The 20,849-nt window shown below is 59.8% G+C and carries 14 protein-coding genes; 7 read left to right on the forward strand and 7 right to left on the reverse strand.

The window, feature by feature from the left end; translation table 11 throughout:
• Positions 1-162: 162 nt before the first annotated feature.
• The 3 genes from AAAU26_RS09590 to eno form a co-directional block, all read right to left on the reverse strand.
• Positions 163-1,749 (reverse strand): mannitol dehydrogenase family protein, encoded by a 1,587-nt coding sequence (locus tag AAAU26_RS09590; RefSeq protein ID WP_227618714.1) that lies wholly within the window; start codon positions 1,747-1,749, stop codon positions 163-165.
• 6 nt (positions 1,750-1,755) lie between these two features.
• On the reverse strand, positions 1,756-2,856 hold the full coding sequence (uxuA, locus tag AAAU26_RS09595; RefSeq protein WP_015565411.1) for a mannonate dehydratase: 1,101 nt from the start codon (positions 2,854-2,856) through the stop codon (positions 1,756-1,758).
• A 220-nt stretch (positions 2,857-3,076) separates the two neighbouring features.
• On the reverse strand, positions 3,077-4,375 hold the full coding sequence (eno, locus tag AAAU26_RS09600) for a phosphopyruvate hydratase (protein WP_227618713.1): 1,299 nt from the start codon (positions 4,373-4,375) through the stop codon (positions 3,077-3,079).
• A gap of 468 nt (positions 4,376-4,843) precedes the next feature.
• On the opposite strand from eno, the gene AAAU26_RS09605 reads away from it, so the two are divergent.
• The 5 genes from AAAU26_RS09605 to AAAU26_RS09625 all read left to right on the forward strand — a co-directional run bounded on the left by AAAU26_RS09605 (position 4,844) and on the right by AAAU26_RS09625 (position 9,718).
• Entirely contained in the window at positions 4,844-6,064 is a 1,221-nt protein-coding gene (locus AAAU26_RS09605) for an ABC transporter substrate-binding protein (RefSeq protein ID WP_227618712.1), read from the forward strand.
• A 181-nt stretch (positions 6,065-6,245) separates the two neighbouring features.
• A complete protein-coding gene (locus tag AAAU26_RS09610) occupies positions 6,246-7,124 on the forward strand; it encodes a branched-chain amino acid ABC transporter permease (RefSeq protein ID WP_158400188.1) in 879 nt (292 codons plus the stop codon).
• Positions 7,125-7,137: 13 nt separating this feature from the next.
• Entirely contained in the window at positions 7,138-8,169 is a 1,032-nt protein-coding gene (locus AAAU26_RS09615; RefSeq protein ID WP_149793610.1) for a branched-chain amino acid ABC transporter permease, read from the forward strand.
• Positions 8,162-9,001 carry an ABC transporter ATP-binding protein gene (locus AAAU26_RS09620; RefSeq protein WP_227618711.1) on the forward strand — a complete coding sequence of 280 codons (840 nt, stop codon included), beginning with the start codon at positions 8,162-8,164 and terminating at the stop codon, positions 8,999-9,001. Before AAAU26_RS09615 ends, AAAU26_RS09620 begins: the two co-directional genes overlap by 8 nt.
• 3 nt (positions 9,002-9,004) lie before the next feature.
• Positions 9,005-9,718 carry an ABC transporter ATP-binding protein gene (locus AAAU26_RS09625; protein ID WP_015565417.1) on the forward strand — a complete coding sequence of 238 codons (714 nt, stop codon included), beginning with the start codon at positions 9,005-9,007 and terminating at the stop codon, positions 9,716-9,718.
• Between the two features lie 66 nt (positions 9,719-9,784).
• Here the strand turns inward: AAAU26_RS09625 and pflA are convergent, their stop codons facing one another.
• The gene (gene pflA / locus AAAU26_RS09630; protein ID WP_217211302.1) at positions 9,785-10,537 is read right to left on the reverse strand and encodes a pyruvate formate-lyase-activating protein; all 753 of its coding nucleotides are present in this window, start codon (positions 10,535-10,537) and stop codon (positions 9,785-9,787) included.
• Positions 10,524-12,776, reverse strand: coding sequence for a formate C-acetyltransferase (gene pflB / locus AAAU26_RS09635; RefSeq protein WP_158400186.1), 2,253 nt, complete (start codon positions 12,774-12,776; stop codon positions 10,524-10,526). Before pflB ends, pflA begins: the two co-directional genes overlap by 14 nt.
• Before the next feature lie 754 nt (positions 12,777-13,530).
• On the opposite strand from pflB, the gene AAAU26_RS09640 reads away from it, so the two are divergent.
• Both AAAU26_RS09640 and AAAU26_RS09645 read left to right on the forward strand, forming a co-directional pair.
• Complete coding sequence (locus AAAU26_RS09640) at positions 13,531-15,615, forward strand: efflux RND transporter permease subunit (RefSeq protein ID WP_227618710.1); 2,085 nt, start codon at positions 13,531-13,533, stop codon at positions 15,613-15,615.
• Between the two features lie 5 nt (positions 15,616-15,620).
• Complete coding sequence (locus AAAU26_RS09645) at positions 15,621-17,504, forward strand: hypothetical protein (RefSeq protein WP_227618709.1); 1,884 nt, start codon at positions 15,621-15,623, stop codon at positions 17,502-17,504.
• A gap of 97 nt (positions 17,505-17,601) precedes the next feature.
• On the opposite strand, the gene ilvD is transcribed toward AAAU26_RS09645, so the two are convergent.
• Together ilvD and AAAU26_RS09655 are read right to left on the reverse strand one after the other, a co-directional pair.
• Positions 17,602-19,350 (reverse strand): dihydroxy-acid dehydratase, encoded by a 1,749-nt coding sequence (gene ilvD / locus AAAU26_RS09650; RefSeq protein WP_227618708.1) that lies wholly within the window; start codon positions 19,348-19,350, stop codon positions 17,602-17,604.
• Positions 19,351-19,398: 48 nt separating this feature from the next.
• Positions 19,399-20,832: a GntP family permease gene (locus AAAU26_RS09655; protein WP_227618707.1), complete on the reverse strand. Its 1,434-nt coding sequence runs from the start codon at positions 20,830-20,832 to the stop codon at positions 19,399-19,401.
• Between the last annotated feature and the right edge of the window lie 17 nt (positions 20,833-20,849).

Consider the following 20,849-nt stretch of genomic DNA (forward strand, 5'->3'; position numbering starts at 1 on the left):
CTACGATCATTTTTGATCCTCCTATCATAAGAAAAGCCGTCGGGCCGTAAGGCCCGGCGGCTTTTCCTGTGCCGAAAAAAGATATAATAAAAACCCATGCTGCGGCAAAGCAAAACGCAGCATGGGCGCGGAAATGGCTTATGAAGTCAGGGGACGCTTAGATCAGCGGGCCTTGACGTACTTGTGCAGGGTAGCGCGGACAGCGCCGGGGCCTGCGAACAGCTCCTTGGCCATGGACTCGATCTTCTCGCCCAGACCGACGGCGTACAGGTCCACGCCGAAGACGTCGGTGCGGCTGTACAGAGCCTTCAGGCAGGAGAAGTCCTGCTCGCCGGCTTCCACCTTCAGGGGAGCCACGATGGCCTGCAGCTCAGCCAGCAGCGGGTCAGTGGAGATCTCGAAGGGCTGACCGTTGTCGTCGATACCCTTCAGGTAGCGGGCATAGCCTGCCAGCACCAGCGGGATCAGCACGAGGTTGGACTTGTCCAGACCGCGCGCCTCGTAAGCCTTGATGGTCTCGCCGAAGCGGATGGCCAGCTTCTGGGAGGTATCGGTGGCGATACGCTGAGGAGCGTCGGGCATGAAGGGGTTGGGCAGACGGCGGTTGATGACAGCGCCGATGAACTCGTAGGGGTTCAGAACGCCGGGGTCAACGACGACGGGCATCGCCTCGATGTAGCCGATCTTCTGGATGAAGCTGCGCAGATCCTCATCAGCCATCTCAGCGGAGATGAGGGTGTAGCCCAGCATGCAGCCGTAGATGGACATGGCGGTGTGCAGGGGGTTGAGGCAGGTGCAGACCTTCATCTTCTCGATCTTATCGACGGTCTCGCGGTCGCAGTAGAGGACACCGCCCAGCTCCAGCGGAGGACGGCCATTGGTGTAGTGGTCCTCGATGCAGAGGTACTGGGTCTCCTCGGCGTTGACGAAGGGAGCGGTGAAGGTGTGCTTCTCGGTGACGATGGTGTAGTTGTCCTCAAAACCGTCGTCAGCCAGCATCTTCTGGACCTTGGCATCCGGGCGGGGAGTGATCTTGTCGATCATGCTCCAGGGGAAGGTGATCTTGGTCTCGTCCTTGACGTAGGCCAGGAACTCGGCGGGGACCAGGCCCTGCTCGACCCACTTGGAAGCGTAGGCAAAGACTGCGGCCTTGACCTTATCGCCGTTGTGAGAGCAGTTGTCCATGCTCTGGACGGTCAGGGGCAGCTTGCCGGCCTTGAAACGCTCGTACAGCAGAGCAGTGACCTTGCCCATGGCCAGAACGGGGGTCAGGCCGCGCTCGAGGTCAGCAGGAGCGACGCCGTAGCCCTTCTCGGTGATGGTGAAGGAGATCATCTGCAGGCTGGGTGCCTGGAAGATCTCGACCAGACGAGCCCAGTCAGCGCCGAAGGAGTAGTCAGCCTTCAGGCTCTCGGTGACGGAGGCGATGACCTTCTTCTCGATGTCGCCGGTGGACTTCAGGCAGACCAGCAGGCTCAGGTTGTCGTAAGGCTGATAAGCCTTGTCGATGATCTCGTAGTCGAAGCTCTCGGCCACGATGACGCCGCGGTCATACTTGCCGCTGTTCAGGGCGTCGTTCAGGATGGCAGCCGGGAATGCGCGGAAGATGTTGCCGGCACCGAAGTGGACCCAGGTGGGTTCTGCGTGGGTCTTGGCCTTGACGGCCTCAACGTCGAACTTGGGCAGCTCGTAGCCCTTTTCTGCCCACTCGGCGGACAGATTGCCGTTCTTAATATCAGTCAGCTTCATGATATATCAGCCCTTCTTCTTCTCTTCGTCCAGACGGTCCAGCAGGTCCCAGACGCCCAGCATATACTGGATGCCCAGCGCACGGTCATACTTGCCGTAGCCAGGGCGGCAGCTGCCGGGGCCTTCCTCCCACAGCTGACGGCCATGGTCGGGGCGGATGTAGCCCTCGAAGCCGCAGTCATGGTAGGCGCGCAGGATCTCGATGATGCCGGTCTCGCCGCAGCAGTCGCGGTGGGCAGCCTCGGAGAAGTCGCCGTTGGGGAAGTGATGGATGTTGCGGATGTGTGCGAATGCGATGCGGTCGCAGTGCTTGCGGACGATCTCAGCCACATTGTTGTTGGGGTTGGCGTTCAGGCTGCCGGAGCAGAGGGTCAGGCAGTTGTACTCGTCGTCCACCATGCTCAGGAAGCGGTCGATGCTCTCGGCATCCACCAGCAGGCGGGGCAGGCCGAAGATGTCCCAAGGGGGGTCGTCCATGTGGATGGCCATCTTGATGTCGCACTCACGGCAGGTGGGCATCAGGGCTTCGAGGAAGTACTTCAGGTTCTCCCAGAGCTTTTCCTTGGTGACAGGGGCGTAGGCCTTGAACAGCTCGTCCAGCTTTGCCATGCGCTCCGGCTCCCAGCCGGGGAAGGTCATGTTGTACTTCTCAGTGAAGGACATGATGTACTCGGCCATGGACTTGTAGTCGCCCTTGATCTTGTCCTTCTCGTAGAACAGTGCGGTGGAGCCGTCGCCGACGGGGTGGAACAGGTCGGTGCGGGTCCAGTCGAAGATGGGCATGAAGTTGTAGCAGATGACCTTGACACCGAACTTGGACAGGTTGCGGATGCACTGCTTGTAGTTCTCGATGTACTTATCGCGGGTGGGCAGGCCGATCTTGATGTCGTCGTGGACGTTGACAGACTCGACAACGTCCATGTCGAAGCCGTAAGCGTGGATCTGGTCTGCGACCTTCTGGATCTCGTCGATCTCCCAGATCTCGCCGGGCATCTTGTTGTGCAGCGCCCAGACGATGCTGGTCACGCCGGGGATCTGCTTGATGTCGCTGAGGGTGACGGGGTCGTTGCCCTCGCCATACCAGCGCCAACCCATTTTCATAGGCATAGTGGATGTCCTCCGTTCATATTGCTTTGCGTTTATGCGCGGCAGGAGTGCCTCGCTCTCTCACTTATATTCTAATATATCAGTTGCGAATTGGCAATAGTCGATTTGCTGAGTTTTAATGTTTTTTCTTGTATACTTTAGACAAATTGACATGGAAATGACAAAAAAGAGCGCCAGCTCCGGCAAAGCCGGGACTGGCGCTCCTGTCGCAGAGTCTGAGTTAACGCTTCACGTTGAAGGCAGCCATGCCGGGGTAGACGGCGCTGCCGCCCAGCTGCTCCTCGATGCGCAGCAGCTGGTTGTACTTTGCCACACGCTCGGTGCGGCTGGGGGCGCCGGTCTTGATCTGGCAGGTGTTCAGGGCTACGGCCAGGTCGGCGATGGTGGTGTCCTCAGTCTCGCCGGAGCGATGAGAGCTGATGGCGGTATAGCCGGCCTTGTGAGCCATCTTGATGGCTTCCAGAGTCTCAGATACGGAGCCGATCTGGTTCAGCTTGATGAGGATGGCGTTGCCGGCACCCAGCTGGATGCCTTTGGCCAGACGCTCGGTGTTGGTGACGAACAGGTCGTCGCCCACCAGCTGGACCTTGCCGCCCAGCTCGCGGGTCATCTCCTGCCAGCCTTCCCAGTCCTCTTCGTCCAGACCGTCCTCGATGGAGATGATGGGGTACTTCTCCACCAGCTTCTTCCAGTGTGCGATGAGCTCACTGGAGGTAAACTCGGTGCCGGCCTTAGGCAGCTTGTAGAAGCCCTTGCCCTTGGGGCTCTTCCACTCGGAGGAAGCAGCGTCCATGGCCAGCATGAAGTCCTTGCCGGGAAGATAACCGGCCTTCTCGATGGCGGCCAGAATGGTCTCAATGGTCTCCTCGTCGCTGGACAGGTTGGGAGCGAAGCCGCCCTCGTCGCCCACGGAGGTAGCCAGACCCTTTGCCTTCAGGATGGAAGCCAGAGCGTGGAAGACCTCAGCGCACCAGCGCAGGCCCTCCTTAAAGGAAGGTGCGCCCACGGGCATGATCATGAACTCCTGAGTGTCCACGGTGTTGGAGGCGTGTGCGCCGCCGTTCAGGATGTTCATCATGGGGACGGGCAGGCGGTTGCCGTTCACGCCGCCGAGGAAGCGGTAGAGGGGCATGTCCAGCGAAGTGGCAGCAGCGCGGCAGGCAGCGATGGAAACGGCCAGAATGGCGTTTGCGCCCAGTTTGGACTTGTCCTTGGTGCCGTCGGCGTCGATCATAGCCTTGTCGATGGCGTAGATGTCGGAAGCATCCATGCCGATGACAGCATCAGCGATGACGGTGTTGATGTTCTCTACGGCTTTGGTGACGCCCTTGCCCAGATAACGGCCCTTGTCGCCGTCGCGCAGCTCCAGAGCTTCGAACTCGCCGGTGGATGCGCCGGACGGTGCGCAGCCCCGGGCCACGGTGCCGTCGGCGAGGGTGATCTCAGCCTCAACAGTGGGATTGCCGCGGGAGTCCAAGATCTCACGGCCCTGAACGTCTACGATCTCAAGATAGTTCATGATTTGTACCTCCATATATAATAGGAATGGATGCGCTGTTCTCATTTGGATAGTATATGCTAACTAACCGACATTATCCTACCATGATTCGGCCCGGGATGCAAGAGGATGCAGTGATGTTAGCAGTAGCAAACTTCAGGAGAGGAAAGTTGTGTCATCTTTTTGTTACTCATGAATTGCTTTCATGTTCTGTTTTTCTCAGGTGAACAATTTGAAAAAGTAACCAAAAAGCGACGCTTGATTTTGTGAAAAATAGCGAGTTTTACCCGAAACCCCTCCAAAACTATGGACGATTTGTGAATTGCGGACTTGCACCGAAGTGCTTATAATAAGACTCAAGGAAGCAGAGCTGCTTTGAGGGAAGGGAGCACTGCTTCCTTAACAGCTTTTCGGGACACTGGCTCATGGGCCGCGCGCGATGGCTGCAAATAACACGAACGCTTCCAAATATCAGGAGGATATAGACTTATGAAAAACATGATCTCTCGTCGTAACTTTCTGGCTGCTGCCGGTGTCGTGGCTGCTGCCGGTGTTCTGACTGCCTGCGGCGGCTCTTCCAGCACCGCAGCTTCCACTGCTGCCGCTTCCGGTTCTACCGCAGCAGCTGCTTCCGGCGACACCATCAAGGTCGGCGTTATGGGTCCCCTGAGCGGCAACGTCTCCGTTTACGGTCAGGCTGTTGTCAACGGTGCTACCCTGTACCTGAAGCAGGTCAACGCCAACGGCGGCATCAACGGCAAGCAGATCGAGATCCTCACCGAGGACGAGCAGGGCGACGCTACGCAGGCTGTCAACTGCTTCACCAAGATGGTGGACGAGGGCATGACCGCTCTGATCGGCGACGTTACCACCACCCCGACTCTGGCAGTCGTTGCTGAGAGCGCAGACTACAATATGCCCATGGTCACCGCTTCCGCTACCGCTGAGGCTGTCACCTACGATGCCGAGACCGATACCGTGAACGCAAACGTCTTCCGTGCCACCTTCACCGACCCGTTCCAGGGCATCAAGATGGCTGACTACGCATACCAGAAGCTGGGCTACACCAAGGCAGCCGTCATCTTCAAGAAGGGTGCTGACTACAACGAGGGTCTGGCAGAGAACTTCGTCAACGAGTTCGAGTCTCTGGGCGGCACCATCGTCGATCAGGAGAGCTACTCTGAGGGCGACGTGGACTTCAAGACTCAGCTGACCACCATCCTCGGCAAGGACCCCGAGACCGTCTTCTGCCCCAACTACTACGAGGAAGTGGGCCAGATCCTGTCTCAGGCTGAGAGCGTCGGCCTGACCGTTCCGTTCCTGGGCGGCGACGGCTGGGATGGTCTGGAAGGCTACGCCACCAACGATCAGCTGAAGGACACTTACTTCTGCGCGAACTACGCAAAGGGCTCCAACGCCGAGTTTGAGGATGCCTACAAGGCAGAGTACGGTGAGGAGTACCCCAACGGCTTCTCTCCTCTGGGCTACGATGCAGCAAAGACCGTCGTCTACGGCCTGCAGGCTGCTGAGGATGCCGGTCTCGAGGCTGGCACCGACGATTACAAGCAGGCTGTCATCGATGCCATTGCCTCCGGCACCATCGACGGCATTACCGGCACCTTCACCTTCGACGAGCATCACGACCCCGTCAAGCAGACTGCTATCCTGACCTATGTGGACGGCAAGCCGGTGCTGAAGGAAATGTTCTGATCCCAGCTTTCTTCCATCGACCGGTGATGGAAGCGCCGCTGAGATCCGAATGATCGTAAATTGACCCGACTGCGGAGAACGCCGGAACAGTATTGCCCCGGTGATCTCCGCTTTTTTGGTAAAAAAGTGTATCCCCACATAAGGCGTGCAACAGCGCCGGAAAGAAAGGAAGTATCCATCCATGACAGTGTTTTTCAGCCAGCTCATCAACGGCTTGTCGCTGGGCAGCATCTATGCACTGATCGCACTGGGCTACAGCATGGTGTACGGCATCATCCTGCTGCTGAACTTTGCCCACGGCGACGTTATCATGGTGGGCGCGTACATGTCCTGGTTCGTCATGAACCAGCTGGGCCTCGGCCCGGTCACGGCGGTCTGTGCCACCATCCTCACCTGTACGCTGCTGGGCGTAGTCATCGAAAAGATCGCCTACACCCCGCTGCGCAGCGCACCCCGTATCTCTCTGCTCATCACGGCCATCGGCGTGTCGTTCTTCCTCGAGTACACGGCTGAGCTGGTCATGGGCTCGGGCGCAAAGGTCATCCCGTCTTACTACGACAACAAGACCTTCTATCTGGGCAAAGTGCCTCTGGGCCTGACCTCCATCATCACGCTGGTGGTCACCGTGCTGTCCATGCTGGTGCTGACCTTCCTCGTCCAGAAGACCAAGCTTGGCAAGGCCATGCGCGCCGTCTCTGAGGATATGGACGCTGCCCGCCTGATGGGCATCAACGTCAACAGCACCATCTCCTTTACCTTCGCGGTCGGCTCTGCACTGGCCGGCATCGGCTCGGTGCTGTACTGCTGCTCCTACCCGCAGGCCACTCCCACCATGGGCTCCATGCTGGGCCTGAAAGCCTTCGTCGCCGCCGTTCTGGGCGGCATCGGCTCCATCCCGGGCGCAATGGTCGGCGGCATCGTCATCGGCCTGTGCGAGTGCTTCGTCTCCGCCATCGGCCTGTCTGCCTGGAAGGACGCCGTCACGTTCGCCATCCTCATCATCGTGCTGCTGTTCAAGCCCACGGGCTTCCTTGGCCGCAAGGTGCAGGAAAAGGTGTAAGGAGGGCATGAAGATGAACAAGAATCGCAAAACGCTCAAAATGCCCGTGCGCTACCTCATGAACGCCGTGCTGGTGGTGCTGCTGTTCCTGGCCCTTTCCTACATGACCGGCAACATGCTCTCCACTTACCAGAACAAGGTGCTCATGACCGTGGGCATCAACATCATCCTGGCCGTGTCCCTGAACGTGGCCACCGGCTATCTGGGCCAGCTGCCGCTGGGCCACGCCGGTTTCATGGCCGTGGGTGCTTACACCTGCGCCCTCTTCACCAAGTACAGCCCTCTGCCCGATGGCGTTTCCTTTGCCATCGGCCTTGCACTGGGCGCTGTGATGGCCGGCCTGTTTGGCGTCCTCATCGGCGTCCCGGCTCTTCGTCTGACCGGTGACTATCTGGCCATCCTGACCCTGGGCTTCGGCGAGATCATCCGCATCACCCTGAACAACATCGACGATGTGCTGGGCTACAGCCTGTTCTACGGCTCCAAGGGCCTCAAGAACATCCCCAAGTACTCCAACTTCGCCAATGTCTTCCTCTGTGTGGTCATCACCTGCTTCCTCATCCATGCCATGATGAAGAGCCGCCATGGCCGTGCCGTCCTCGCCATCCGTGACAACGAGATCGCTGCCGAGAGCTGCGGCATCCAGACTACTTATTATAAGGTCATGGCCTTCGCTTTCTCTGCTGCCTTTGCCGGTCTGGCCGGTGGTCTGTACGCCTGCTACATCGGCGTTCTGAACCCCTCCACCTTCGGCTTCATGAAGTCCATCGAGATCCTGGTCATGGTGGTTCTGGGCGGCATGGGCTCCATGCTGGGTTCCATCCTCTCCGCTACCGTCCTGACCATCCTGCCCGAGGCTACCCGCAGCTTCGACAGCTACCGCATGGTCATCTACTCGCTGGTGCTCGTCCTGATGATGATCTTCCGTCCGGGCGGACTGCTGGGCAGCTACGATTTCTCCATGAGCCGCATCGTGGAAAAGGTCATGAACGGCGAGCTGTTCCACAAGAAGAATGCTGACAAGGAGGGCGCAGACCATGAGTGAGTTCCAGACTAAGTTACACAGCGTCCCTTCCGGCGGCTTCCTGACCGACCGCGACAAGGATAAGAAGCCCATCCTCGACGTCCGTGAACTGGGCATCGACTTCGGCGGCCTGACCGCCGTGGACGGCTTCAACCTGATGATCGGCCGCAACGAGATCACCGGCCTCATCGGCCCCAACGGCGCCGGTAAGACCACCGTCTTCAACCTGCTGACCAACGTCTACCAGCCCACCCGCGGCTCCATCCTCATCGATGGGATGCCCACCGCCGGCAAAAAGACCTATCAGGTCAACCGGATGGGTGTGGCTCGTACTTTCCAGAATATCCGCCTGTTCAAGGACCTGTCCGTCATCGACAACATCAAGGTGGGCCTCCACGAGTCCATGAAGTACAATCTGGGCTCCTCTCTCATCCGCCTGCCCAAATACTGGAAGGAAGAGAAGCGCTGCACCGAACGTGCTTTCGAGCTGCTGGACATCTTCCACATGGCCGACCTCGCCGATGCACAGGCCGGCAGCCTGCCCTACGGCGCACAGCGCCGTCTGGAGATCATGCGCGCGCTGGCTACCAGCCCGAAGCTGCTGCTTCTGGACGAGCCGGCCGCTGGCATGAACCCCTCCGAGACCGCAGAGCTGACGGAGACCATCCGCCGCATCCGCGACGAGTTCAACATCGCCGTCCTGCTCATCGAGCATGATATGAGCCTCGTCATGGGCATCTGCGAGGGCATCGCCGTGCTGAACTTTGGCCGCATCATCGCCAAGGGTACGCCGGACGAGATCCGCAACAATCCCCAGGTCATCGAAGCCTACCTGGGCAAGAAGGAGGGCTGAACGATGGCACAGACTTTGCTGAAAGTTGATAATATCAACGTCTTTTATGGCAACATCCACGCAGTCAAGGATGTCTCCTTCGAGGTGAACGAGGGCGAGATCGTCACCCTCATCGGTGCCAACGGTGCCGGTAAATCCACCACCCTGAAGACCATCTCCGGCCTGCTCCACCCGAAGACCGGCGACGTCCTCTACAAGGGCAAGAGCATCAAGGGCGTCCGCGCTCATAAAATCGTCGAGGCCGGTCTGGCACAGGTGCCGGAAGGCCGTCATGTCTTCCTGCATATGACCGTGGAAGAGAATCTGGACATGGGCGCTTATACCCAGCCCGCTTCCACCATCGCTCCCAACAAGGAGAAGGTCTTTGAGCTCTTCCCCCGCCTGAAGGAGCGCCGCAAGCAGCTGGCCGGCACCATGTCCGGCGGCGAGCAGCAGATGCTGGCCATGGGCCGTGCTCTGATGAGCAACGCCTCCATGCTGATGCTGGACGAGCCCTCCATGGGTCTGTCGCCCCTGCTGGTGCAGGAGATCTTCGACATCATCCAGAACATCCACAAAGAGGGCATGACCATCCTGCTGGTCGAGCAGAATGCACAGATGGCCCTTTCCGTGGCAGACCGCGCCTACGTCCTCGAGACGGGCCGCGTGGTCATGGATGGCACCGGTGCTGAGCTGCTGACCAACGAGCGTGTCCGCAGCGCATATCTGGGCGGCTAAATTACAAAAAGTAAAAGAGGCGTGACCTTGCGGTCACGCCTCTTTGTTTTATATCAGCTGATTTTTTCAGCTTGTATATTTGCTGACTTCCAGCAGCTCCTCGGCCCGCTTGACCTGTTCCGCCGTGGGCGGGACAGCATCGGGCAGGGGATAAGGGATGCCGAGCTTCTGCCACTTGAAGAGGCCCAGCGTGTGGTAGGGCAGTACCTCTACCCGCTGCACCGTCTTGAGGGACGAGATGAACTCTGCGGTCTTCCGCAGGCCGTCTTCGTCGTCCGTCAGGCCGGGGACGAGAACATGGCGTATCCAGAGCGGCACGCCGAGGTCGGAGATGTGGCGCGCCATCGCAAGGATGTTCGCGTTGTCCCTTCCGGTGAGCCTGCGGTGCTTCTCCGGGTCGATCTCCTTCAAATCAAGGATGACGAGGCTGGTGGACTTCATCAGCCGGTCAAAATCGGCCAGATAGGCCGCATCGTCGGGGCGGAAGGGCTGACCGGCGGTGTCCAGAGCCGTATGCACGCCCTTGGAGCGCGCCAGCTCGAAGAACGCCGTCAGGAACTCCATCTGGCGCAGCGGCTCGCCGCCGCTGACCGTGATGCCGCCCTTTTTGCCCCAGTAGTTGCGGTAGCGCCACACCCGCTGGAAGAGCTTGTCCACCGTCCATTCCTCGCCGCCCTCAGCCCATGTCTCCGGGTTGTGGCAGTATTTGCACCGCAGGGCGCACCCCTGCAAAAAGACGACGAAGCGGACGCCGGGGCCGTCCACAGAACCGAAAGTCTCCAGCGAGTGGACGTATCCGATGGGGTTACAGAGCTGCATGGCAGGTACGGGAGATGACGTCCATCTGCTGCTCGCGGGTCAGGTCGATGAACTTGACGGCGTAGCCGGAGACACGGATGGTGAAGTTTGCATACTCCTCCTTCTCGGGGTGCTCCATAGCGTCGATGAGCTTCTCCTTGCCGAAGACATTGACGTTCAGGTGGTGTGCGCCCTGGTCGAAGTAGCCGTCCATGACCTGCACCAGATTCTCAATGCGCTCGCCCTCGCTGTGGCCCAGAGCGTCGGGGTTGATGGTCTGAGTGTTGGAGATGCCGTCCAGAGCCCAGTGGTAGGGCAGCTTGGCCACGGAGTTCAGAGAGGCCAGCAGGCCGTTCTGCTCTGCGCCGTAGCTGGGGTTGGCACCGGGTGCGAACGGGGTGAATGCGGCACGGCCATCGGGCAGAGCGCCGGTGTACTTGCCGTAGACCACGTTGGATGTGATGGTCAGGATGGAGGTGGTAGCCTCGGAGTTGCGGTAGGTGTGGCGCTTCTTGATCATCTCAAGGAAGGTGCGCAGCAGCCAGACGCCGATCTCGTCGGCGCGGTCATCGTCGTTGCCGTACTTCGGGAAGTCGCCCTCGACCTCGAAGCCGGTGGCAAGACCCATCTCGTCGCGCACGACCTTGACCTTGGCGTACTTGATGGCGCTCAGGGAGTCGATGACGTGGGAGAAGCCGGCGATGCCGGTGGCGAAGGTGCGGCGGACATCGGTGTCGATGAGGGCCATCTCAGCCTCTTCATAGTAGTACTTGTCGTGCATATACTGGATGAGGTTCAGCACGTTGACGTACAGGCCGGCCAGCCAGTCCAGCATCTGGACGTACTTGGGCAGCACCTCGTCGTAGTTCAGGTACTCGCCGGTGATGGGGGCGTAGTTGGGGCCGCACTGCTCGTGGCTCTTCTCATCCACACCGCCGTTGATGGCGTAGAGCAGGCACTTTGCCAGGTTGGCACGTGCGCCAAAGAACTGCATCTCCTTGCCGGTCTGGGTAGCAGACACGCAGCAGCAGATGGAGTAATCGTCGCCCCAGACGGGCTTCATGACGTCGTCGTTCTCGTACTGGACGGAACTGGTGTTGATGGACACCTTGGCGGCGTACTTCTTGAAGTTCTCAGGCAGAGCAGAGGAGTACAGAACGGTCAGGTTCGGCTCCGGTGCAGGGCCCATGTTCTCGAGGGTATGCAGGAAGCGGTAGCAGTTCTTGGTGACCATGCTGCGGCCGTCCATGCCGATGCCGCCCACTTCCAGCGTTGCCCAGACGGGGTCGCCGGAGAACAGCTGGTTGTAGCTGGGGATGCGGGCGAACTTGACCATGCGGAACTTCATGACCATGTGGTCGATGAGCTCCTGAGCCTCGCTCTCGGTCAGGATGCCCTTGTCCAGATCGCGCTGGATATAAATATCGAGGAAGGTGGAGATGCGGCCCACGCTCATAGCGGCGCCGTTCTGGGTCTTGATGGCGGCCAGATAGCCGAAGTACAGCCACTGGCAGGCTTCCTTGGCGGTCTTAGCGGGCTGAGAGATGTCGCAGCCGTAAGCCTCGGCCATCTTCTTCATGCCCTTCAGGGCGTTGATCTGGCGTGCGATCTCTTCGCGCAGGCGGATGACGTCATCGGTCATGGTGCCGTCGCCGCAGTTGGCGAAGTCTTCCTGCTTGAACTTGATGAGGGCGTCGATGCCGTACAGTGCCACACGGCGGTAGTCGCCGACGATACGGCCACGGCCATAAGTGTCGGGCAGGCCGGTGATGATGTGGGTGTGGCGGGCGGTCTTCATCTCGGGGGTATAGGCATCGAACACAGCCTGATTGTGGGTGCGGGTGTAGTCGGTGAAGATCTTGTGCAGCTCTTCAGAGGGCTGGTAGCCGTAGGTAGTGCAGGCCTGCTCCGCCATCTTGATGCCGCCGTAGGGCATGAATGCACGCTTCAGGGGCTTGTCGGTCTGCAGGCCGACGATCTGCTCAAACTCTTTCAGGCTCTCGTCGATGTAGCCGGGGCCGTACGCGGTCAGACCGCTGACGACCTCGGTCTCCATATCCAGCACGCCGCCCTTGGCACGCTCGGCCTTCTGCAGCTTCTGCAGTGCGCCCCAGAGCTTATCGGTGGCCTCGGTGGGGCCAGCCAGGAAAGACTCGTCGCCGTCATAAGGGGTGTAGTTCTTCTGGATAAAGTCGCGGACGTTGACTTCCTCTTTCCAGATGCGGCCTTCAAAGCCTTCCCACTGTTCAAAATCGATCATTGGAACCTCCTTGCTCCGTTCCTGACGCTCCGACCAATCTGTTTTGCAATAATTAGTTAGAGCAGTCTAACTGTTCCGCCTTAAAAAAGCCGCCGATTGCGGTTTCTGAAAGACAGGGTGGTACAGGGCGCAGAGGTATTTGGATGGCAACCCCTGCGCTGTTTATGAGCCGCTGCAGACAGGCAATCGAGTCCGACTGCAACGGCCTGACAATATAATAACAGTGATTCTCAGAAAAAGCAAGAGGGAACCTGTGGATTTTCTACAAGAGATGGCGGTTTTTGTTATGAAAAATGCTCATGGAGGCCGCCGGAGAAAAATTTTTTGAAAATTTGAAAAACAGGCTTGACAGTCATGACAAACTATGGTATCCTGTTGTCACGGCGAGGTTAGTTAAACCTAACCAAAGCTCCTCCGATTCACTGCAAAGGGATGCCTGCAACTCTCTTTGAGGCGATTCGGTTCCTCCATTCCATTCTCCTATCTATTGAAAAGAGAAAGCGGCTTATGGTTTGCTCCGCTTTCCCTGCGCGCAGCGCGGGGCGCTCTGGTACGGCGGCCTGTGCAAAAAAGAACAAAATGCGGGACACACAGACTTGACCACCTGTGCGCCCCGCTTTTTGTTTTGCAAAGGGAGAGGCAGAACGTCGGCAGAGCTGTCTCTTGACACCCCGGGTGAGTGTACTATAATAATGTGTGTCGGAAAAACGAGAAAAGTTGTTTTTCTTCGGAACGATAAAATGGGAGGAAATGAATGAAAAAATTAGCGAGGGCCATCGTGAAGATGCGCAGGCTCATCCTCATCGTGGCGGTCCTGCTGCTCATCCCGGCGGCAGTGGGAGCCATTGCCACGCCCATCAACTATGACATCCTTTCTTACCTGCCTCAGGAGCTGGACTCCCGCGTGGGTCAGCTGCTGCTGGAAACGGATTACCATCTGGCGTCCACCAACATGATAACCGTGGAGGGGATGCCCACCAACGAGCTGCTGGCCATGAAGGCCGAGATCGACGAGGTGCCGGACGTGCTGAACACCTTCTGGCTCAGCGACGTGCTGGACCCGGCAGTGCCGACGGAGATGCTGCCGGCGGATGTCCAGCAGTTTATGTTCGGCAAGAACGACTCCACCATCCTCATCGTCCAGCTGGGCGGCTCCAGCGTCAGCGAAGAGACGATGCAGGCCGTGGCCCAAATCAAGAAGATACTCCGGAAGGACTGCTTCTTCGGCGGCATCAGCGTCATCCTGAGCGACACCAAAGAGCTGGTCATGGGCGAGATGCCCTGGTATGTGCTTTGCGCCGTGGGCGGCTGTCTGCTGGTGCTGTTCCTCTCGCTGGAAAGCTGGCTCACGCCGTTTTTGTTCATGCTGGGGCTGCTCTTCCCGCTGGTCTATAACTTTGGCACGAATATTTTTCTCGGTCAGGTCTGCTTTATCACCGCGTCGCTGGCGGCTGTTCTGCAGCTGGGCGTGACGATGGACTTCTCCATCTTCCTGCTCCACCGCTACGACGAGGAAAAGAAGCTCTGTGCCTCCAACGAAGAGGCCATGGAGAACGCCATCTGTAAGACCATGAGCTCCATCACGGCGTCCAGCCTGACGACCATTGCGGGCTTTCTGGCCCTCTGCGCCATGCAGCTGACGCTGGGCGCAGACCTCGGCATCGTCATGGCAAAGGGCGTGGTGCTGGGCGTCATCTGCACCATCGTCATCCTGCCCTCGCTCATTCTCTTCTTCGATAAGTGGGTGGAAAAATACCGCCACCGCACCTTTATGCCCAAGCTCACCCACCTGAGCCATTTTGTTTCGAAGCACCCGATGCCCGTCGTGGTGGTGTTCATCCTGCTGATGATCCCCTTCGGGCTGGCCCAGAGCAAGACCGATATTTACTACAACATTTTTGCCGCTCTTCCGCAGGATATGCCCGGCATCGTGGGTACGAACAAGCTGGGCGAAGACTTCGGCATGATGACCAACCACTTCATTCTCGTACGGGAAGAGCTGACCGCTTCCCAGGTGTCCACCCTCTGCGATGAGATAAAGGAGGTGGACGGCATCACCCAGGTGGTGAGCCTCGACTCCATCACCGGCCCGGGCTTTGAGACGGAACTTCTGCCCGACGAGCTGATAAACATCGTCCAGAACGGCGGTTACAAGCTCATCCTCGCCAATGGCCGTTATAAGTCGGGCAGCGACGCGCTGAACGCGCAGGTGGACGAGCTGGTCCGCCTCGTCAAGGAGGCAGACCCCGAGGGCCTCGTCACCGGCGAGGGTGCCATGATGAAAGACCTCGTGGAGATCGCAGACGAGGACTTCAAAAATGTCAACATCTGGTCCATCGCGGCGGTGCTGGTCATCATCGCGCTGTCCTTCCGCAGCCTGTCGGTGCCGATTCTGCTGGTGGCCAGCATCGAAGCGGCCATTGCCATCAACATGGGCATCCCGTACTTTATCGACGACTCGCTGCCCTTCATCGCCAGCATCGTCATCGGCACCATCCAGCTGGGCGCGACGGTGGACTACTCCATCCTCATGACCACCCGCTACCGCGAGGAGCGGCTGGCCCTCCGCTCGCCCAAGGCGGCGGCACAGCAGGCCCTCGAGCACTGCAGCCAGAGCATCCTGACAAGCGGCCTGACCTTCTTCGCGGCCACCTTCGGCGTCGCGGCCATCAGCAAGGTGGAGCTGCTGAAAAGTATCTGTATGCTCATCTCCCGGGGTGCGCTCATCAGTATGGTGGTCATCCTGCTGGTGCTGCCCGCTGGCCTGATGCTGCTGGACGGCCTCATCTGCCGCACCACCTACCACTGGCTCAACGCCCCCAACGCTGCAAAGGAGTGAATGCTATGAGAAAAACTCAGAATTTTCTGCGCCGCGCTGGCTCTGCGGCGCTTGCCCTGACCCTGACGGTCAGCCTCTGTCAGCCCGCTTTTGCGGCGACCAGGGCGCCCTTCTCGAAGGATGAGACGGTGTATGCCGTCATGGCAGCGGACGGCTCTGTCACCAAGACCACCGTCAGCGAGCATCTTTACAATGCCGACGGCCTCGCCGGTGTGGAGGACAGGTCCACCCTGAAAAACATCGTGAACACCGAGAGCTTCGCCGAGTACACCCAGAATGGCGATACGCTGGTCTGGAACACCGACGACACCGATGTTTACTACAAGGGCGACACGGACCGTCAGCTGCCCATCTCTGCCAAAGTGACCTACACGCTGGACGGCAGGACCGCCCCGCTCAGCGAGCTTCTGGGCCAGAGCGGCCACCTCGTGCTCACCATCGACCTGACCAACAATGAGACCGGCAAGGTGACAGTGAACGGCAAAGAGCGCACCATCGTCACCCCGCTGGTCACGGCGGTGGGCGTCGTGCTGGGCGATGACGCCAGCAATGTCAACGCTGTAAACGGCCTGCTGGAAAGTGCGGCCAAGAGCAGCGTGGCGGCCTTCGTCACCCTGCCGGGCGTGAAGGATTCCCTCGAGGGCCTGCTTCCCGAGCAGGTGAACGGCGTGGCTGAGTACTTACAGGACAGCGTGACCGTGGAGGCCGACGTGGAGTCGCTGACGGCACCTCAGATCCTGCTGGCCTGTGCGGCGAGTGCCGAGGCACTGGGGCAGGGGGATGAGGTCTTCGACCTTGACAGCCTCAACGATTTGACCGACGGCATCGCGGCGCTGAATGATGCCATGAACCAGCTGCTGGACGGTGCATCGCAGCTGAAAGCGGGTGCGGCACAGCTTGCCGCCGGTTCGCTGGCTCTGCTGGATGGGGTCAACCAGCTGGACAGCGGTCTCGGACAGCTGACGGAAGGGCTGGACACCCTGACGTCCAACAACGCCGCCCTGACTTCCGGCGCACAGCAGGTGGCCGACGGCGTGCTGGACTCCGCCAACCAGACCCTCATGGAGAACGGCCTCATCGACACCCCCATGACGTGGGATACGTATGAAGCCGTCATTGACGACATCCTCTCGCTGGGCGACAAGACGCTGGCGGCAGGCCGCAAAAAGATGGTGCGCACCATCTGGGAGCAGGCTCCGCAGTTCAAGGCCAGCCAGCTGGACATCGCGCTCTACCTCGCGGCCACCAGGACCGACCACGACCTTGAGGCCGCTCTGCGCCTGATGCAGAGCTTTTCGCCCGATTTCATCATGGGCTGGCTGAAAAAGCTCACCGACAGCGACGCCCAGCAGAAGATCCACGACGAGATGGTCTACCAGACCGCCAACAGCGAGGATATGGCCAGCGTCCGCGCCCTGAAAGAAAATCTGGGCCAGATACAGTTCTTCGTGTCCAGCGTCGGCCAGTACGCCGACGGCGTGGCCGCAGCCGCTGACGGCGCACACACCGCCAAGGCCGGAAGCGCTCAGCTGGCCAGCGGCGCATCCGCCCTGTATGACGGTGTGCTCCAGCTCCAGAACGGCACCGACCAGCTCAGCGGCGGCCTCGTGCAGTTCAATGAGGAGGGCATTTCTCAGCTCACCGGTGCACTGGACGCCGACCAGCTCCACGCCCTGCAGACCGTGGTGGAAGAGATGACCAGCCGTCTCGCCGACTACACCAGCTTTGCCGGTGTACCCGAGGGTGCGTCCAGCCGGGTGAAGTTCCTCTACAAGACCGCCGAGACGCCCGCCGAAACGGCTCCGGTGGAGACGGCGGCAGACAACGCCTCGGAGGGCAATTTCTTCCTCCGCCTGTGGCACCGCCTGCTGGCCCTGTTCGGGCTGTAAGAATAAAAGAATATAAAATGAAAACCGCCCGGACGGTCATCGTCCGGGCGGTTTTCTGCAAAGCAGAGGATGGAGGTTTTGAGAATGAGAAAATAGCTTAGTCGTTATACTCGAGGTAGGCACCCTTCATGGGGCTGGCGGCGTGCTCACTGAACAGCCGCAGGGTGCCGCGCTTGTAACGGCGGGGCTTCGGCTTCCAGGCAGCGCGGCGCTGAGCCAGCACGGCGTCGATCTCTTCGGGGGACTTGCGCTCCCCCTTGATGCCGATAATGTTCAGCTTGCGAGCGGGGATGTCGATCTCGATGAGGTCGCCCTCTTCCACCAGAGCGATGGGACCGCCGGTCTGGGCCTCAGGGCTGCAGTGGCCGATGACGGGGCCGGTGGATGCACCGGAGAAGCGGCCATCCGTGATGAGGGCGATGCTGCGGCCCAGCTCCTTGTCCGAGCTGATGGCCTCGCTGGTGTAGAACATCTCCGGCATGCCGCTGCCCTGAGGGCCTTCGTAGCGGATGAAGACGGCGTCGCCCTTTTCCACCTTGTGGTGGAGCACGGCGTCCAGACATTCCTCTTCGCTGTCGAAGGGGCGAGCGCGGAGCACAGCCTGGAACATCTCCTTAGGGCAGGCGGTGTGTTTGATGACCGCGCCCTCCGGGGCAAGGTTGCCCTTCAGGATGGCGATGCTGCCGTCGGTGCCGATGGGGTCGGAAGCCGGGCGGATGATGTCGGCGCGGGTCAGCTTGATGCCGCAGCGGGCATTCGCCTCGTCCAACAGCTGCTGGCAGTGCTCGTAGAAGCCGTTCGCCTTCAGCTCGTCCAGATTCTCGCCCAGCGTCTTGCCGGTGATGGTCATGGCGTCGAGATGGAGCACATCCCGGATCTCCTCCATGATGGCAGGCACGCCGCCGGCATAGTAGAAGAACTCTGCGGGCCAGCGGCCGGCCGGGCGGATGTCCAGCAGGTACTTTGCGCCGCGGTGGAGACGGTCAAAGGTGTCGCCGTCGATGGAGATGCCAAATTCATGGGCGATGGCAGGCAGATGGAGCAGGGCGTTGGTGGAGCCGGAGATGGCCGCGTGGACCATGATAGCGTTCTCGAAACTGTCCATCGTCACGATGTCGCTGGGGCGCAGGCCCTGTTTTGCGAGGACGACGGCCTGATAGCCGGCCCGGCGGGCGTACTCCACCAGGTCGGGGCTGGTGGCCGGCAGCAGGGCGCTGCCCGGCAGGGCCAGACCCAGAGCCTCAGCCATGATCTGCATGGTGGAGGCGGTGCCGATGAAGCTGCAGGCACCGCAGCTGGGGCAGGCGTTCTGCTTGGCCCAGTTGAGCTTTGCTTCGTCGATCTCGCCGCGCTCATACTTTGCGCTGTACATACCCAGCTGCTCCAGCGTCAGCAGCTCCGGGCCTGCGTGCATGGTGCCGCCGGTGACCACCACCGAGGGGATGTTCACCCGGGCCAGGCCCATGAGGTTCGCGGGCATACCCTTGTCACAACTGGAAATATAGACGCCGCCGTCAAAGGGGGTCGCGTTGGCGTGGATCTCGATCATATTGGCGATCATCTCGCGGCTGGCGAGGCTGAAGTTGATGCCGTCGGTACCCTGACTCTCGCCGTCACAGATGTCGGTGGCAAAGTACCGGGCGCCGTGGCCGCCGGCCTCGGCTGCGCCCTTGCAGGCGGCGTTGACCAGCTTGTCCAGATGGCCGCTGCCGGGGTGGCTGTCGCCAAAGGTGCTTTCTACGATGATCTGAGGCTTGGAAAGTTCATCCGGCGTCCAGCCGGTACCCAGACGGAGCGGGTCCAGCTCGGGAGCCAGCTTGCGCATTTTTTGACTAGTGAGTTCCATAACAAATCCCTGTATCTTCCATGATATTTGGTGTGTGCGAATGATATTTTAGACGAGGCCGACTGCGTGGAGGATGACCAGCACGATGAAAGCCACGATGCCGCCGAGGGCGTTGGTGGTGGTGAAGTACTTCAGGCCCTGCTTGGTGTCAAAGCCGTACAGGGAGGTGAAGATCCAGAAGCCGCTGTTGTTGACGTGCCAGCCGACCATGGAGCCGGCGCCGATGGCCAGAGTGGTCAGGACGGGGTCGAGGCCCAGAACGGTCATCAGGCCGCCCATCAGACCTGCAGCAGTCATGGCGGCGGTGGTCATGGAACCGCAGACGGTCATGAGGATGGCTGCCATGATAAAGGGCACCAGAACGGCGGGGAAGCTGCTCTCGGCGATCATGCCGCCGATGGTGGCGATGGCTTCGTTCTCGCGGAGGATGCCGCCCATGGCACCGCCCATAGCGGTGATGAGCAGAGCGCCGATGGCGATCTGGAGGGCGCGGCCCACCCAGTTGTTCATGACGATCTCGAACCAGGAGCTCTTCTCGGTCAGCTTGCAGCCGGTGCCGTCAGCATTGGCTTTCTTGACGACCTTGTCCTTGCGGCCGAAGATCAGGCAGCCGACAGCGATGATGCCCATGAACAGAGCCAGAACGGTGTTGCCGAAGGTGTTGAAGAAGTTATAGGCAGAGGAGCCTTCCTCAGTGAACAGCTTGCCGATGGAGCCGATGGCGATCATCACGGCAGGCAGAAGCAGGGGCAGGAAGGAAGCGCCGGCGCTGGGGGTGTTGTCCTCCTTGATGAGCAGGGCGTTTACATCGTTGGTGTCTTCCACAGCCTCGATGCCCTCGGTGTACTGGGGCAGCGGAGCGACGTACTCGCCCTTGGCGTAGACAGGACGCAGGCCGAGGTAGCAGACAACGAAGGAGATGACGGAGCAGATGAGGCCGATGATAATGACAGTGCCGATGTCAGCGCCCAGCAGGATGGAGACAGCCAGGATGCCGGGGGTGGGAGGCACCAGACCGTGGGTCAGAGTCAGGCCGAGGTTAACGAAGGGAGCGACCTGCTGCATACCCAGCTTTTTGCGCTTGGCAAGGATGGCGGAGATGGGGGCGTTCAGGATGATGGCGATGTCGCCGAAGACGGGGATGCTCATGATGAAGCCGGTCAGGGACGGTGCCAGCTCAAGGCACTTGCCCTTGAACTTCTTGATGAAGAAGTTGACCATGCTGGTGGCAGCGCCGGTGTCATTGATGCCCGATGCAATGACTGCACCAAAAATAATCATAACACCAATGGAGCCTAAGGTCGAGCCGAAGTATTTGGTAATGGCAGCAAAGGTGTCTACAAGGGTCTTGCCGGAGGCCAGACCGCAGAAGGTGGCGGTAAGGAACAGCACCATGACCGGGTGCATCTTGAATTTCAGGGTCAGAACGGTCAGGATGATGATCGCGACGATCAGCATGATTACAAAATGTAGAGGTGACATAATGTACTCCTTTTAAG

The organism is Faecalibacterium longum (assembly GCF_040094125.1).
Lineage (GTDB): Bacteria > Bacillota > Clostridia > Oscillospirales > Ruminococcaceae > Faecalibacterium > Faecalibacterium longum.

Coding starts and splice junctions, on each gene's coding strand:
- uxuA (WP_015565411.1), bottom strand. CDS start 2,856: ATGCCTATGAAAATGGGTTGGCGCTGGTATGGCGAGGGCAACGACCCC.
- pflB (WP_158400186.1), bottom strand. CDS start 12,776: ATGATCGATTTTGAACAGTGGGAAGGCTTTGAAGGCCGCATCTGGAAA.
- AAAU26_RS09625 (WP_015565417.1), top strand. CDS start 9,005: ATGGCACAGACTTTGCTGAAAGTTGATAATATCAACGTCTTTTATGGC.
- AAAU26_RS09615 (WP_149793610.1), top strand. CDS start 7,138: ATGAACAAGAATCGCAAAACGCTCAAAATGCCCGTGCGCTACCTCATG.
- eno (WP_227618713.1), bottom strand. CDS start 4,375: ATGAACTATCTTGAGATCGTAGACGTTCAGGGCCGTGAGATCTTGGAC.
- AAAU26_RS09620 (WP_227618711.1), top strand. CDS start 8,162: ATGAGTGAGTTCCAGACTAAGTTACACAGCGTCCCTTCCGGCGGCTTC.
- AAAU26_RS09605 (WP_227618712.1), top strand. CDS start 4,844: ATGAAAAACATGATCTCTCGTCGTAACTTTCTGGCTGCTGCCGGTGTC.
- AAAU26_RS09655 (WP_227618707.1), bottom strand. CDS start 20,832: ATGTCACCTCTACATTTTGTAATCATGCTGATCGTCGCGATCATCATC.
- AAAU26_RS09590 (WP_227618714.1), bottom strand. CDS start 1,749: ATGAAGCTGACTGATATTAAGAACGGCAATCTGTCCGCCGAGTGGGCA.
- AAAU26_RS09645 (WP_227618709.1), top strand. CDS start 15,621: ATGAGAAAAACTCAGAATTTTCTGCGCCGCGCTGGCTCTGCGGCGCTT.
- AAAU26_RS09610 (WP_158400188.1), top strand. CDS start 6,246: ATGACAGTGTTTTTCAGCCAGCTCATCAACGGCTTGTCGCTGGGCAGC.
- pflA (WP_217211302.1), bottom strand. CDS start 10,537: ATGCAGCTCTGTAACCCCATCGGATACGTCCACTCGCTGGAGACTTTC.
- AAAU26_RS09640 (WP_227618710.1), top strand. CDS start 13,531: ATGAAAAAATTAGCGAGGGCCATCGTGAAGATGCGCAGGCTCATCCTC.
- ilvD (WP_227618708.1), bottom strand. CDS start 19,350: ATGGAACTCACTAGTCAAAAAATGCGCAAGCTGGCTCCCGAGCTGGAC.